The organism is Stenotrophomonas sp. CASM110, assembly GCF_049384345.1.
GTDB lineage: Bacteria > Pseudomonadota > Gammaproteobacteria > Xanthomonadales > Xanthomonadaceae > Stenotrophomonas > Stenotrophomonas muris.
Genome location: NZ_JBMRGI010000005.1, coordinates 202,615 through 216,698, shown reverse-complemented (window position 1 = coordinate 216,698; position 14,084 = coordinate 202,615). Strand labels below are relative to the sequence as shown.

Annotated in this window: 10 protein-coding genes; 8 read left to right on the top strand and 2 right to left on the bottom strand. The window is 67.7% G+C overall.

Translation table 11 applies throughout. From position 1 onward, the window contains the following. Positions 1 to 2 precede the first annotated feature (2 nt). On the top strand, positions 3 to 467 hold the full coding sequence (gene greA / locus VG561_RS06010) for a transcription elongation factor GreA (protein WP_026347191.1): 465 nt from the start codon (positions 3 to 5) through the stop codon (positions 465 to 467). A 4-nt stretch (positions 468 to 471) separates the two neighbouring features. Next, positions 472 to 1,389 (top strand): phosphoglycerate mutase, encoded by a 918-nt coding sequence (locus VG561_RS06005; RefSeq protein ID WP_423179465.1) that lies wholly within the window; start codon positions 472 to 474, stop codon positions 1,387 to 1,389. 112 nt (positions 1,390 to 1,501) lie between these two features. On the opposite strand, the gene VG561_RS06000 is transcribed toward VG561_RS06005, so the two are convergent. After that, positions 1,502 to 2,542: a DUF1176 domain-containing protein gene (locus tag VG561_RS06000; RefSeq protein ID WP_423179464.1), complete on the bottom strand. Its 1,041-nt coding sequence runs from the start codon at positions 2,540 to 2,542 to the stop codon at positions 1,502 to 1,504. Between the two features lie 146 nt (positions 2,543 to 2,688). Here VG561_RS06000 and recJ point away from each other — a divergent pair, with 146 nt between their 5' ends. Together recJ and VG561_RS05990 are read left to right on the top strand one after the other, a co-directional pair. Continuing rightward, positions 2,689 to 4,446 carry a single-stranded-DNA-specific exonuclease RecJ gene (gene recJ, locus VG561_RS05995; protein ID WP_142234666.1) on the top strand — a complete coding sequence of 586 codons (1,758 nt, stop codon included), beginning with the start codon at positions 2,689 to 2,691 and terminating at the stop codon, positions 4,444 to 4,446. Between the two features lie 142 nt (positions 4,447 to 4,588). After that, complete coding sequence (locus VG561_RS05990; protein WP_423179463.1) at positions 4,589 to 7,501, top strand: VIT domain-containing protein; 2,913 nt, start codon at positions 4,589 to 4,591, stop codon at positions 7,499 to 7,501. Positions 7,502 to 7,603: 102 nt separating this feature from the next. Here the strand turns inward: VG561_RS05990 and VG561_RS05985 are convergent, their stop codons facing one another. After that, on the bottom strand, positions 7,604 to 8,803 hold the full coding sequence (locus VG561_RS05985) for an acyltransferase family protein (protein WP_049418897.1): 1,200 nt from the start codon (positions 8,801 to 8,803) through the stop codon (positions 7,604 to 7,606). A 175-nt stretch (positions 8,804 to 8,978) separates the two neighbouring features. Here VG561_RS05985 and VG561_RS05980 point away from each other — a divergent pair, with 175 nt between their 5' ends. The 4 genes from VG561_RS05980 (at position 8,979) to VG561_RS05965 (ending at position 14,059) form a co-directional block, all read left to right on the top strand. Next, positions 8,979 to 9,839: a LytTR family DNA-binding domain-containing protein gene (locus tag VG561_RS05980; protein WP_069118454.1), complete on the top strand. Its 861-nt coding sequence runs from the start codon at positions 8,979 to 8,981 to the stop codon at positions 9,837 to 9,839. Positions 9,840 to 9,909: 70 nt separating this feature from the next. Then, positions 9,910 to 11,035, top strand: a protein-coding gene (gene prfB / locus VG561_RS05975) for a peptide chain release factor 2 (RefSeq protein WP_014037064.1) whose coding sequence is annotated in 2 segments (ribosomal slippage) — positions 9,910 to 9,984 and positions 9,986 to 11,035 — 1,125 coding nt in all. Because the reading frame shifts where the segments join, the coding sequence is not laid out codon by codon here. Between the two features lie 156 nt (positions 11,036 to 11,191). Beyond that, complete coding sequence (locus VG561_RS05970) at positions 11,192 to 11,974, top strand: helix-turn-helix transcriptional regulator (protein ID WP_021204557.1); 783 nt, start codon at positions 11,192 to 11,194, stop codon at positions 11,972 to 11,974. A gap of 699 nt (positions 11,975 to 12,673) precedes the next feature. Continuing rightward, positions 12,674 to 14,059, top strand: a complete 1,386-nt coding sequence (locus tag VG561_RS05965; RefSeq protein WP_423179462.1) for an NAD-dependent succinate-semialdehyde dehydrogenase — start codon at positions 12,674 to 12,676, stop codon at positions 14,057 to 14,059. Positions 14,060 to 14,084: the final 25 nt, after the last annotated feature.

Below are 14,084 nucleotides of genomic sequence, written 5' to 3'. Positions count from 1 at the left end.
CCATCACCATGAAGGGCGCGCAGAAGCTGCGCGACGAACTGGATCACCTGAAGTCGGTCAAGCGCCCGAAGGTGATCGCCGCCATCGCCGAAGCGCGTGAGCATGGCGACCTGAAGGAGAACGCCGAGTACCACGCCGCGCGCGAGGAACAGGGCTTCATCGAAGGCCGCATCAAGCAGCTGGAAGGCGAGCTGTCGCACGCCGAGATCATCGACGTGAGCAAGCTCAACGCCGGCTCCAAGGTGGTGTTCGGCGCCAGCGTGACGCTGGCCGACGTGGAAACCGACGAAGAGAAGAAGTACCAGATCGTCGGTGACCTGGAAGCGGACATCAAGCTGGGCCTGATCGCGATTTCCTCGCCGGTGGCGCGCGCGATGATCGGCAAGCTGGAAGGCGATTCGATCGTGATCGACGCCCCGGCCGGCCAGCGCGAGTACGAGATCGTCAGCGTCAGCTACGTGGACTGAAACGGTGGCAACGGCGACCCTGCTGTTGCCGGCCCGCAGCCGCTTTGCCGCGGCTGCGTTGCCGGACGATGTGGCACGTGCGCTCGGCCGTGCCACGACCGTGCAGGTCGCGCCGGGCGAACGCGCGCAGCTGACGCGCCATTTCGCGGTCGCCGCGCCGCACTGGCCGGTGGCCGCGTTGACCCGCCAGCGCGACGTCGGCGATGCGGCCGGCGCCAGCTGGCTGCGTGCCGATCCGGCCTGCATGGTGCCGGACATGCATGGCGCGCGGATGATGGCCTACGGCGAAACGCTGCGGCCGACGCTGGCCGACAGCCTGGCCCTGCTGCCGGTGCTGCAGCCCTTGTTTGCCGATGCCGGGTTCGTGCTTGACGCACCGGACCCGTCGCGCTGGTACCTGCGGCTTCCAATCGACCTGGTGCTGCCGGACTTCAATAGTCCGGACGAGGTGCTGGGCGATGACCTGTTCTCGCATCTGCCGGAGGGCGAGGGCGGCCGTCGCTGGCGGGCGCTGATGACCGAAGCGCAGGTACTGCTGCACAACCATTCCTGGAACCAGCAGCGCGCCGCTCAGGGACAACAGCCGATCAATTCGCTGTGGTTCTGGGGCGGTGGCGTGATGCCGGTGTCGGTCAGCACGCCGCACGCACAGGTGCGCAGCCGCGATGCCCTGCTGCAGGGCCTGGCCCTGGCGGCTGGCGTAGCCGTGGATGGCGAACAGGCGGTGGATGCACTGGTCGACCTGCGCCAGCTGCGTTCGCTGCAGCAGCTCGGCAATGATGCAATCCGGCCGCTGCTGGCCGCGCTCAAGCGTGGCGAGCTGCAGCGGCTGGTGCTCGATTTCGAGGACGGCCTGCAGTTCCAGCTGGACCGCGGCCAGCGCTGGCAGATCTGGAAGAAGCCGCGGCAGCTTCACGATTGATCGGGGTCGACCGATCGGGGTCGGATCCGTTTTCCATCGGAAAACGGCTCTGACTCCCAGGGTTTGTCGGGGTTGCCGACCAGCGGCCGGCACTACTGCAGGTAGCGGCGCCTCAACGGACCTCGCTGACCACCGTCGGCAGTGTCCAGTGCCCGCCGAGCATATTGCGACACTGGCCCGTCGTGAAATCGCTGCTCTTCACGAAGCGCTCCCCGTCCCACACCCAGTCATTGGCGGAGATGCAATCGCCGACACCGCGGCCTCGGGAGCGGCCTCGCAGCGTAGCGTCATCGCGGTCAAAATCTTCGGCCAGGTTGGTGACAAAGCTCGCCTGGTACGGCGATTTGTCTCGCACCACCCAGTAGGCGTTGCTCATGTTGTAGGCACCCACGAAGCAACTGGTGCTTGCCAGTACATGCTGGGCGTCCAGTCGCTGGATCTCGATCTCATCTGTCCCGCCATCGCTCAGGCGGTCGCACTCATCCGGCTTCGGCAGGCTGGCGATCAGCGCGTTGCGCAGGCCCGGTGCCTTGGCCAGCGCCGCGTCCGAGGCGCGCGGTGCCATCAGCGTGCCGCGCACGATCACTGGCACCGGCAACGCCGCAGGCACGCTCGCCTCGGGCTTGTCGCCACGCCGCACCAGCGCACCGGGCGTGCCCAGCCGGCCCTGGGCCTCGTCCATCTTCAGCAGTACGGCCGCTGCGCCGCTGTCGGAGATCGGCCACGCCTTGCCCTTGCCGTCGATGATCTCGATGCGTGCCTGGCGCGGCAGTGCGGCGACCAGTGCATCGGTCTGTGCCTGCTGCAACAACACGTTGTCCCCGTCGCCGGTGTCGTGCACCGGGCCCAGGTCCTTGCCGTTCAGGCGCAGGCGCAGCGCCCCGGTCGGCGTCGGGCTTTCGCCATCCTCGCCATTGCGCAGCCGCGCGAGCACCTTCGTACCCGGGCCGCCCGCGCGTTCCAGCATCAGGCTGAGCAGATTGCCGGGTTCTTCCGGGCTGTAGCCGGCGGCGCGGCAGGTGCGGGTGTTGTCACAGGCCAGCGACCAGTCGTTGTGCTGGAACTGCACGCCGGCCTTCGGTTCGGGCGTGGCGGCGTGGGCGGCCGGGGCCAGTGCGAGGCCCAGCAGCGCGGGAAGCAGCGTGCGATGCATGCGTTGAAGTCCATTTCAGGGCCGACAAGCATGGAAGATATGCTGGCAGATTCCAAATGCTCGCGATCAGGGGGGGAGCCTCCTGCGGGCAGAGAGATCCGACCCCGCGCTATCATGGGAATGTCTTCCGCAACCCGGCGATGCCGATGTCCCTTGCCGCCGATGCTGTGCAGCCATTCCCTGATACGCCGACGATCCGCCGCCGCGATGCGGTTGCGCCCGGCAGCTGGCCGGAGGGCACGCTGCCGCTGCTGGCGCGTCTCTATGCCAACCGGGGCGCGGGTACACCGGAGTTGGCGCAGCCGAAACTGGGCCATCTGCACGCCCCCGAGCTGCTGACCGGCATCGATGATGCGGTGGGTCTGCTGATCGAGGCCATCGCCAATGACAAGCGCATCCTGGTGGTCGGCGATTTCGATTGCGATGGCGCCACCGCCTGTGCGGTCGGCGTGCGTGGACTGCGCATGCTCGGCGCGCAGCATGTCTTCCACGCGGTGCCGAACCGAATGGTGCACGGCTACGGCCTGTCACCCTCACTGGTGGAGGAGCTGGCCGAGCTGCAGCCGGACCTGCTGGTCACGGTCGACCACGGCATCGCCTGCCATGCGGGCGTGATCGCGGCCAAGGCGCGGGGCTGGCAGGTGCTGGTCACCGACCATCACCTACCCGGGCCGCAGCTGCCGCCGGCCGATGTCATCGTCGATCCCAATCTCGACGGTGATGCCTTCCCCAGCAAGTCGCTGGCCGGCGTCGGCGTGATCTTCTACGTGCTGATGGCGCTGCGCCGGCACATGCGCGAGGCCGGCGTCTTCGCCGATGGCAAGGGGCCGGACCTGACCACGCTGCTGGACCTGGTGGCGGTCGGCACCGTCGCCGACCTGGTGGCGCTGGATCCGAACAACCGGGCACTGGTCAGCGCGGGCCTGCGGCGTCTGCGCGCGGGGCAGGGCTGTGTCGGCCTGCGTGCGCTGATCGAAGCCAGCGGCCGTGATGCCGCGCGGCTCACAGCCACCGACATCGGCTTCGCGCTCGGCCCGCGCCTGAATGCCGCGGGCCGGCTGGAAGACATGGCGCTGGGCATCGCGCTGCTGCTGACCGAAGACCCGCGCCAGGCGCGCGAGATCGCGCAGACGCTGGAGCAGATCAATTCGGAACGGCGCGCCGTGCAGCAGTCGATGACCGACGATGCCGAGCAGGCGTTGACCCGGGTGGTGCTGGACATGGCCGGTCAGCGACCGGTGGCGGCCTGCCTGTTCGATGCCGACTGGCATCCGGGCGTGGTCGGCCTGGTCGCGTCGAAGATGAAGGACCGCCTGCATCGCCCGGTGATCGCCTTTGCCCCGGCCGAACCGGGCGCCGACACCCTGCGTGGCTCGGCGCGCTCGATTCCCGGCCTGCACATCCGTGACGCCCTGGCGCTGGTCGACGCGCGCCATCCGGGCCTGATCGAACGCTTCGGCGGCCACGCCATGGCGGCCGGGCTCAGCCTGCGGCGTGACCACGTCGATGACTTCAAGGCCGCCTTCGTCGCCGTGGTGCTGGAAATGCTCGATCCGGCGGCACTGCAGCAGCAGGTCCTCAGCGACGGTGAGCTGGCCGCCAACGAACTCGATCATCGCCATGCCGATGCGCTGCGTCTGGCAGGCCCATGGGGCCAGGGCTTCCCCGAGCCGCTGTTCGACGGCCACTTCGAAGTGGCCAACTGGCGCGTGCTGAAGGAGCGTCACCTGAAGCTGGAACTGCGCCTGCCCGGTGTACCCGGCACGATCAACGCCATCCATTTCGGCGGCTGGCACGGCAACGCGCCCGGTCGCCATGTGCATCTCGCCTATCGCCTCGCCTGCGACGACTATCGCGGCGGCAGCGCCATCCAGCTGATCGTGGAGCACTGCCTGCCCGCATAGAAAAAGGGGACGGAGGGGATTAAGTCGCTTGTGCCTCGTTTGCCAATTGCGACTTAATCCCCTCCGTCCCCTTTTTGGGGGCGCCAACCCCATTACGGTTGCTGGTGCGTTCAAAGGTTCACGATCCCACTGGAGTCCGGTCATGGTCTTCGCCCGTTGCTGCACCGTATTGCTGCTGGCCGTTGCGGCCTGGCCCGTTGGCGCACAGTCGCCGACGATCTCCCGGCCGCAGGCCGCCACGCCGCTGCTGATCGCGCCGGCGGCTGAGCAGTCGGTTCAATTACGACACGCCCGCATCGAAGGCGAAGTCCAGGCCGGCATCGCCCAGACCCGGATCACACTGGAATTCCACAACCCGAACCGGCGCGTGCTGGAGGGCGAGCTGCAGTTCCCGCTGGCCGACGGTCAGCAGATCAGCGGCTTCGCGCTGGATATCAACGGCGAGATGCGTGACGCGGTGCCGGTGCCCAAGGACCGCGGCCGCCAGGTGTTCGAGGAGATCGCCCGCCGCGGCGTCGACCCGGGCCTGCTGGAACAGACCGCTGGCAACCAGTTCCGGTTGCGCATCTACCCGCTGCCGGCCGGCGGTAGCCGGCGCGTGGAACTGGTGATTCGCGAGCCGTTGGCCTTCGCCGGCCAAGGCTGGCAGTGGACGCTGCCGCTGCAGTTCGCCGCCGGTGCAGCCTCGGTTGAACTGAAGCTGCAGGCCCCCGGCGCGACCACTGCTGGTACGGCGCCCTTCCGCATCAGCGCGGGCCAGCTGCAGTGGCAGGGCAAGGGCGCGCAGTTGCCGAAGCAGCTGCAGTGGAGCCTGCCGGCAGTACGTCAGGCGCAGGTCCAGGTGGCGCCTTGGCAGGATGGGCACTACCTGCTGGCACAGCTGCCGGTGGAGGCCAGCAGTATGCCGCGCACGTTGCCCAGCGAGATCGGCCTGCTGTGGGACGGCTCCGGTTCGGCGGGACAGCGCGATCGCTCACGGGAGTTCGCCCTGCTGGATCGCTACTTCGCTGCGATGGGTGACGGCACCGTGGCCTTGACCGTGCTGCGCGATCGCGCCGAGCCGGTGCGTCGATTCCGCATCCGCGCCGGCAACTGGAACGAGCTGCGCGCAGCACTGCAGGCCGTGCGTCCGGACGGCGCCAGCGCACTGGCGCAGTGGCAGCCGCAGGCGGGCGTGAAGGAATACCTGCTGGTCAGCGATGGACTGTTGACCTATGGGCCGGAACAGCTGCCGGCGATGGCGCCGGACCAACGCCTGTTTGCGGTCAGCGGCGCCGGTGCGCGCACCGATGCCGTGCGACTGCGTGGCTGGAGCGAAGCGCATGGTGGTCGCTTCGTCGCGCTGGGGAAGGATGTCGAATTGGCCGCCCGTGAGCTGCTGTCGTCGCCGCTGGATGTGCAGGTCGATGCAGGGCGCGGCGTGCAGGACGTGGTGATCGATCGTCGCAGTGAAGCCCAGGGCTGGTTGTGGCTGCATGCACGACTGGCGGCCGACGGTGTGCCGATGCGGGTGCGCGTGGGTGGCGGCGAATGGCAGGCGCTGCCCGCCACGCAGAAGAGCAAAGACGGTGAACTGCTGGCAGGCTTGTGGGCGCAGGCGCGCCTGCAGCAGCTGGCCGCCGACCGCCGTGGCAACCGTGAGGCGATGCAGCGCCTGTCACAACAGTTCGGCCTGGTCGGGCCGGATACCTCGCTGATCGTGCTGGAGACGCTGGAGGACTACCTGCGCTATGCGATCCGCCCTTCGGGCACGTTGCGCGCCGAGTACGACGCCAGGTTTGCAGTGCAGGTAAGTGATCGCGCCGCAGCCGATCGCCAGCGCCTGGATGAAGTGGCCGCTCGCTGGAAGGAGCGCCAGCAGTGGTGGAACCGCAGCTGGCCGAAGGGTGTGCCGCCGCAGCCGAAGGGCGGGGCACTCGAAGTGGCCTCCGCGGACTACGCGATGGAATCAGCGCCGGTGGCGATGCTCGCCGCGCCGGCCCCGGCGGCACCACCCGCCCCGGCACCGATGGCCGCCGCCGCCGAGCAGCGCATGGAAGCCAGCAGCGCGCGTGCGCGTCGCTCAGCGCCTGCATCGAACAAGGCCCTGGATTCAATCACGGTCACTGGTGGCCGTGTCGCTGCGCCCGCTGCTGCCAACGACGGCCAACTCGGCATCCAGCTGGCGGCCTGGCAGCCGGACTCGGCCATCGCCCGGCGCCTGCGCCAGGGTCCGCCGTCGCAACTCTACGACCGCTATCTGGCCGAGCGCGATGCCCACGCCGACAGCAGCGCGTTCTTCCTCGATGTGGCCGACCTGCTGCTGGGGCAGGGCCAGCGCGAACTGGCACTGCGGGTACTGTCGAACCTGGCCGAGATGGATCTGGACAACCGGCATCTGCTGCGCGTGCTCGGCTACCGGCTGATGCAGGCTGATGCCCCGGCACTGGCGGTGCCGGTGTTCGAGCAGGTGCTGGCGATGGGCCAGGAAGAACCGCAGAGCTTCCGCGACCTGGGCCTGGCGCTGGCAGCGGCCGGCAAGCCGCAGCAGGCGCTGGCGCCGCTGTACCAGGTGGTGGTGCGGCCGTGGGACAGCCGCTTCGATGGCATCGCCCTGATCGCATTGGATGAGCTGACCAACCTGGTGGCGCGCAGCACGCCACGGCTGGATACCTCGGCCATCGACCCGCGCCTGCTGCAGGCAATGCCGCTGGACCTGCGCGTGGTGCTGTCGTGGGATGCCGACAACAGCGACATGGACCTGTGGGTGACCGACCCGAACGGCGAGCGTGCCTACTACGGCAACCGCCAGACCTACCAGGGCGGGCGGATGTCGCAGGACTTCACCGGCGGCTATGGCCCCGAGCAGTTCTCGCTGCGCAACGCCAAGCCGGGCAAGTACAAGGTCGAGGCGAACTATTTCGGCAGTCGCCAGCAGCTGGTGACCGGTGCGACGACCCTGATGCTGCGCCTGACCACCCACTGGGGCACGGCCAAGCAGAAGGACCAGATGGTGACGATGCGGCTGAAGGATCGCGCCGAAACCGTGCTGGTGGGCGAGTTCGAGGTGCGTTGATCGCTCGGGCACCCGTGTAGAGTCGAGCTGGCTCGACTGCCTCAATGTAGAGCCGAGCCTGCGCTCGGCTCATGGCAGAAGCAGCCGAGCGTGGGCTCGGCTCTACACTACTGCGGTGCGCGCCATTGGCGCCGCCGGCGGATTCGCACGCAGGCCGAACAGGGGCCGCAGCCAACGCACGCGACGGATCAGCAACTCATGGATCAGCAGGCAGCCGCCGACAGTACCGGCCAGCAGCAGGGCCGGTTCCATCCACGGGCCCAACTGAAGTGGCTTGAGCCAGAACAACAGCACGATGATCAGGCTCTGGTGCAGCATGTACCAGGGATAGATCGCCTCGGTGCAGTACGGCAGCCAGCGGAACGGGCGATCGAGGAAGACCTTTCCCCAGCCGAGGATGGCCAGCAGCGCGGTCCATACGTAAAGCGACTGGCTGGCCCGGCCCTGCAGGTCCCAGAACGGTTCGGGCCATTGCCGCAGCGGGGAATCGGCGGGCAATACCTGGCCGAGGATGCGCAACCCCAGATACCAGCCGACGGCAGCCAGCGCCAGCCATAGCGTGGTGCGGCGCAGGGCGACCACGCGCTCCCAGAACACCGGTTCACGACCCAGCAGGTAGCCGGCCAGGAACACCGTCGCGTACTTCGCGTGCTGGTACCAGTCGCCGAGCAGGGCATTGGTGGACGGGTAGATCGGCTCCAGCCAGATCACCCAGGCCAGCAGCAGGGCGGACGGAAGGCCGATCAGCAGCATCGGCGATGCTGCGCAGAGCGCCATCGCGCGGCGAACCACCGCCGTTCCCAGCAATGGCATCAACAGGGCCAAGGCCAGCGTGTAGTTCCACAGATAGGCCAGGTACCACAGGTGGTTCCAGGTGATGCCGTACTGCCAGCCGGCGAAGCTGCCTTCCGGCCACGGCCGCACCTGCCAGTAGCGCAGCAGGAACTGGCCGAAGCCGGGTGCCACGTGGCCGTTGGCCACGCCTTCGCAATAGGGCTGGATCGGCACGATCACGAACATGCCGAACAGCAGCGGCAGCAGCAGCCGCCAGGTGCGCAGGCCGGCGAAGCGCAGCAACCTGCCTTCCGGCCGCATCAGCGCGATGGCGATACCCGAGATCAGGAACAGCAGCGACATCCGCCAGCGGTTGACGAACAGCATCGGCCACTGCAGCCATTCGGCGGTATGCACGCTCTTGAGGTGAAAGCCCCAGTCGTCCACGTAGGCCATGGCGGTGTGGTAGAGGATCAGCAGGGCGAAGGCGAACACGCGCAGGGCGTCGATGTCGTAGCGTCGGGTCATGGTGGTGGTGTGCCGGAGAGTCGAGCCAAGGTGACGCCGCCCGGTCCGTGCGGCGACTGGCAAGGGGCCGCTGGAACCGACGCAGTGACCAATGGCGGGGGTGGTGGGATCAATGGAGCCGCTACCCTTTGTCCCTTGAGGCAGGCTGGAGCACCGCAACGACATGGATGCAGCAATGACTCAGGGCCGACCATCGCGCTGGCGTACTTCAACCCGGCTGCTGGTATGGGCGGCGATCCTGTCGGCCTCGGCAGTGACCAATGCGCTGGTGGAAGTGATGGACGCCAGTCGCCGCGGCGGCGATCTCGGGCTGTGGGAGCCGATGATCTGGGAGTTCAGCAGCCTCGGCCTGGTCCTGTTGACCCTGCCGCTGCTGTGGTGGGGCTGCGAGCGCTGGCCGCTGCATGCCGATACCTGGAAGCGGCGATTGCCGCTGTATCTGCTGGCCAGCGTCGGCTGGTCGCTGCTGCACGTGGTGGGGATGGTGCTGCTGCGGCACCTGGCCTACGGGTCGCTGGGCCATCGCTACCAGGATGATGCCGGCTGGCTGGAGCGTTTTGCCTACGAATACCTGAAGGATGTACGCACGTTTGCGATGTTCGTGGCACTGGAGCACTTTGCCAGCTGGTTCGGCCGGCGCAGGCAGGGCGAGGCGAGCCTGCTGGCCGAGCCGGACGTCGGCCCGCCGGTGGAGCCGGTCGAGCGCCCCCAGCACTTCCTGGTGCGCAAGCTGGGCAAGGAGTTCCTGGTCGCCACGGCGGACGTGGAGTATGCCCAGGCCGCGGGGAACTATGTGAACCTGCGGGTACGCGGCCACGACTATCCGCTGCGGATCACCATGGCGGTGCTGGAGCAGCGGCTCGACCCGGGCGAGTTCCTGCGCCCGCACCGCAGCTGGCTGATCCATCGGGGCCAGCTGCGCTCGATCGAGCCGCTGGACGGTGGCGAGGCCCTGCTGCACATGGCCGACGGGGCGAAAGTGCCGTGCAGCCGGCGCCAGCTGCCGCTGCTGCGGCAGGCGCTGGGGGCAGGGTGAGGCCCTCATTCCGGGCACCCGCAGCCTGCGGTATCATTACCAGTCATCTTTTGAATGCACGACCGCCGACATGATCGAACTGAATCCTGTCCGCCAGCGCATCACCGATCTGACCGATCGCGTGCTGTCGCTTCGGGGGTATCTTTGACTACGACGCCAAGAAAGAGCGTCTTGAAGAAGTAACGCGGGAGCTGGAAAGCCCCGACGTCTGGAACAACGCCGAATACGCCCAGAACCTGGGCCGCGAGCGTTCCAGCCTGGAAAAGACCGTGGGCGGCATCGCCTCGGTGCTGGATGGCCTGAACGACGCCACCGAGCTGCTGGAGCTGGCCGAGTCCGAGCAGGACGAGGACACCGCCCTGGCCGTGGTCGCCGACCTGGACAAGCACCAGGCCCACGTGGAGAAGCTGGAGTTCCAGCGCATGTTCTCCGGCGAGATGGACAATGCGGCCGCGTTCGTCGACATCCAGGCCGGTGCCGGTGGTACCGAAGCCCAGGACTGGGCCGAGATCCTGCTGCGCATGTACCTGCGCTGGTGTGAATCGCGTGGCTGGAAGACCGAGCTGATGGAAGTCTCCGGCGGCGACGTTGCTGGCATCAAGTCGGCCACGCTGCGCGTGGAAGGCGACTATGCCTATGGCTGGCTGAAGACCGAGACCGGTGTGCACCGCCTGGTGCGCAAGTCGCCGTTCGACTCGGACAACCGCCGCCACACCAGCTTCACCTCGGTGTTCGTGTCGCCGGAAATCGACGACAACATCGACATCACCATCAACCCGGCCGACCTGCGTACCGACGTGTACCGTTCGTCCGGTGCCGGTGGCCAGCACGTGAACAAGACCGAGTCGGCGGTGCGTATCACCCACATCCCGACCAACATCGTCGTGGCCTGCCAGACCGGCCGCAGCCAGCACCAGAACCGCGACAACGCGATGAAGATGCTGGCCGCCAAGCTGTATGAACTGGAGATCCAGAAGCGCAACGCCGAGAAGGACGCGGTGGAAGCCACCAAGTCCGACATCGGCTGGGGCAGCCAGATCCGCAACTACGTGCTCGACCAGAGCCGCATCAAGGACCTGCGCACCGGCATCGAACGGTCGGACACGCAGAAGGTGCTGGACGGCGACCTGGACGAGTTCGTCGAGGCCAGCCTGAAGGCCGGCCTGGCCGTGGGCTCCAAGCGCGTCGATGCCTGATCGGCGCGCCTGCGCGGATATCGTCACCCTCGTGCGCAACGCCGAGGGTGGCTGATCACGCTTCCGATGTGGGGCCGAGCCCATGCTCGGCTGCTGTTGGCGCAGTAGCAGATGCGTCGAGCATGGCTCGACGCTACAACGGGTACGGCGGTAGCGATGATGCGCAGCGAAAGTGAACGCAAGGAACTCGGCGGCTTTCTCAAGGCCTGCCGCGCCCGTGTCGATCCTGCCACGCTCGGCCTGCCGGCCGGGCGCCGGCGTACCCCGGGCCTGAAGCGCGAGGAAGTCGCGCTGGCGATCGGGGTGAGCGTCAGCTGGTACACCTGGATCGAGCAGGGCCGTGAAGTGCGCGCCTCGCCCGAGGTTCTGGAGCGCCTGGCGCAGGTGCTGCGCATGAGCGACGACGAACGCGCCTACGCGTTCGCGCTGTCCGGCTACGGCGTGCCGCTGGAATCACCGGACGAGAGCGTGACCGACGGCTTGCGCCAGCTGGTGGAGGCGATGCAGCCGATCCCGGCCTATGTGCGCAACACCCGCTTCGACATCCTGGCCTGGAACCCGGCCATCGCCGATCTGTTCGTGGACTACAGCCAACTGGCGCCGCATGAGCGCAACACGCTGCGGCTGATGTTCCTGTACCCGCCGTACCGCACGCTGATCCTCAACTGGGAAGAAATGACCCGCGGCCTGCTGGCAGGCTTCCGTGCGGCGATGGCGCAGGCGCCGGACAAGGCGCCGTTCCTGGCGCTGGTGGAGGACATCGCGGCGCACAGCGAGGAGTTCCGCCAGTGGTGGCCGGAGCACGACGTGCGTCGGTTCGATGAAGGGGCGAAGAAGCTGAACCATCCCACGCGCGGGTTGCTGGACCTGCAGTACGTGGCGCTGGTGCCGGAGAGCCGGCACGATCTTTCCCTGGTCACTTACCTGCCGCGTAGGTAGGTTGGTCGGCAGGGCTTGCAGCCCTGCACCTGCTCAATGCAACGGCCAAAGCCAGAGCCAGAGCTAGAGCTGGATTCCGTGGGTTGGCGGGGCGGTGTCGGAGTGCGGGGACGCCGTAAACCCGTCCCTGGGGGCTTGGCAGCCGCATCCATGCGGCTGACACCCCGCACGCCGACACCGCCCCACCTTCGACAGGTTCACGCGGCTGTTGGCAACTGCGGCTTTGTTCCGCGCGGCTGTTGGTAGGTGTCGACCTTGGTCGACACGATTTTTCTCTCAGATATCGAATGAGTCATCCACGGATGGCGTGGGTCTACTGTGTCGACCAAGGTCGACATCTACCAACAGCAACGCAGAGCGCCGCCCCGACAGATCGCGGAAAACCGTCGAAGGCGGGGTGGGTCCGGTTGCGGGAGTGTCCGCGGCATGGATGCCGCGGCCAAGCCCCCAAGGACGGGTTTACGGCGTCTCCGGCAACCGGACCCACCTCGCCATCCCACGGATAGCCCGCTGTTGCTGCTGCTTCGGCTGTTGCAGTTGCCTCTGCGGGTGCAGGGCGCAGCCCTGCAAGAGCCCCCATTCAGACAGGTAAGTGCAGGTCACAGGATAAGCAGACGCCTTGTTGCCTCCGCCAATCGGGTCCACATTCCTGTGCAGGAGACGGGCCGCCGCCCGTCGACGAGACACCAGGAGACCTGCATGTCCGCTGCCCCCACCACCGCCATTTCCCGCGATCCGGCCACCGGCCAGCAGATCGCCAGCCATCCCTTCGCCACGGATGCCGAGCTGGAAGCGATCCTCGAGCGTGGCCAGGCCGGCTTCGCCGCCTGGAGCGCCAGCAGCCTCGAACAGCGGGCCACAGTGCTGCGTGCAATGGCCGCCGTACTGCGCCGTGACCGTGAAAAGCTGGCCGCGCTGGCCACTGCCGAAATGGGCAAGGTCCAGGCCGAAGCACTGGCCGAGATCGAGAAGTGTGCCGTGCTGTGCGACTGGTACGCCGACCACGGTGCGCAGTTCCTGCGCGACGAGCCGACCCAGGTGCCCGACGACAAGGCTTACGTGTCCTACCTGCCGCTGGGCGTGGTGCTGGGCATCATGCCGTGGAATTTCCCGTACTGGCAGGTGATGCGCGCGGCGGTACCGATCCTGATGGGCGGCAACGGCTTCCTGCTGAAGCCGGCCGAGAACATCGTCGGCACCGCGCAGCTGCTCGATGCCGCCTGGCGTGATGCCGGGCTGCCGGAAGGAACCTTCATCGCCGCCAACATCAGCCGCGAGGGTACCAGCCGTGCGATCGCCGATGACCGCATCGCCGCCGTCACCCTGACCGGCAGCGTGGCCGCAGGCCGCAGCATCGCCGCCCAGGCCGGGCAGGCGCTGAAGAAGGTGGTGCTGGAACTGGGCGGCTCGGATCCGTTCATCGTGCTGGCCGACGCTGACCTGGATGCGGCCGTCGATGCGGCGGTGACCTCGCGCTTCCAGAACACCGGGCAGGTCTGCATTGCCGGCAAGCGCATCATCGTTGAAGACGCGGTGTACGACCGCTTCGTGGCGCAGTTCTGCCAGAAGGTGCAGGCGCTGACCATCGGTGATGGCCGTGAAGCGGGCAATCGCGTTGGTCCGATGGCACGCCAGGACCTGCTGGAACAGTTGGACGCGCAGGTGCGCGCCTCGGTGGACGCAGGCGCGAAGCTGCTCGTCGGCGGCCATCAGCTCGATCGCCCGGGCGCGTTCTACGCGCCCACCGTACTGGCGGACGTGGAGCCGGGCATGCAGGCCTTTGACACGGAAACGTTCGGGCCGGTGGCCTCGATCAGCCGCGCCCGCGATGCCGACCACGCGGTGGAACTGGCCAACCAGAGCGAGTTCGGCCTCAGCGGCAACCTGTGGACCGGTGACCGCGCGCGGGCCATGCAGCTGGCGCGCCGGCTGCAGACCGGCGGTGTGTTCGTCAACGGCTTCTCCGCTTCCGACCCTCGCGTGCCGATCGGCGGTGTGAAGAAGAGTGGCTTCGGCCGCGAGCTCTCGCACTTCGGCATCCGTGAATTCGTCAACGCGCAGACAGTGTGGTTCGACAAGCATTGACGCGCGGCTCTCATCCTTCCTGCAA